This is a genomic window from Pseudoalteromonas sp. MER144-MNA-CIBAN-0113, from assembly GCF_040308965.1.
GTDB classification, from domain to species: Bacteria; Pseudomonadota; Gammaproteobacteria; order Enterobacterales; family Alteromonadaceae; genus Pseudoalteromonas; species Pseudoalteromonas tetraodonis.
Map to the genome: position 1 here is coordinate 1 of NZ_JBEOOG010000195.1, position 578 is coordinate 578.

General features: G+C 38.1%; 1 protein-coding gene. It reads right to left on the reverse strand.

What is annotated here, in order from left to right:
• Positions 1-114 precede the first annotated feature (114 nt).
• Complete coding sequence (locus AAEY57_RS19375) at positions 115-510, reverse strand: hypothetical protein (protein ID WP_350608592.1); 396 nt, start codon at positions 508-510, stop codon at positions 115-117.
• Positions 511-578: the final 68 nt, after the last annotated feature.

Here is a 578-nt window from a genome sequence, read left to right on the forward strand (position 1 = left end):
TGAACCTGCTAACCACCCGCCGTCTGACTATAACTATTGTGAAAAGAAGACAGGACAACTACTCTGACACGGCGGGGCGATGACCAACTGTTTTTTGTCTGCTTGAACTTCTTGTTATGAGTTTATGTCAACCCACTCGACGATTGATTTCCAGTCTACTTCAGATTCTACTGAAGTACCTTTAGCATGATAATCTTTACGGTATGAAAACACATTACCAATCAACTTAAAATTGCTAACAAAACCCGACTCTACGATCTTTAACCGTGAAACCAATTTATTTTTTAGATCAAATATAGCAACTCTAGTAACTGGGCCTTTTCTATAATCAGTAGTAAGCCATTCTTCAATTGCTAAATATCGGCCATTTAATAACTCACTACGAGTAAAGCCATATACAAAATCAGCTACTTTAATTCCGCCTATTTCAAGTGAATAATAAGCGGGCCCAAATCTAATCTCACCTTCATAGTTTATTTGATACTGCATATCCGAATTACTCATAGACATAATGACTCCCACACGGTGTTAGCCTCCGCTTTTCGTGGGTTAGCTTAATTCAAAACCAGAGCCATAAT

What these genes read in the sequence shown, in the direction of transcription:
- AAEY57_RS19375 (WP_350608592.1), bottom strand. Translation starts at nt 510, where the DNA reads ATGTCTATGAGTAATTCGGATATGCAGTATCAAATAAACTATGAAGGT.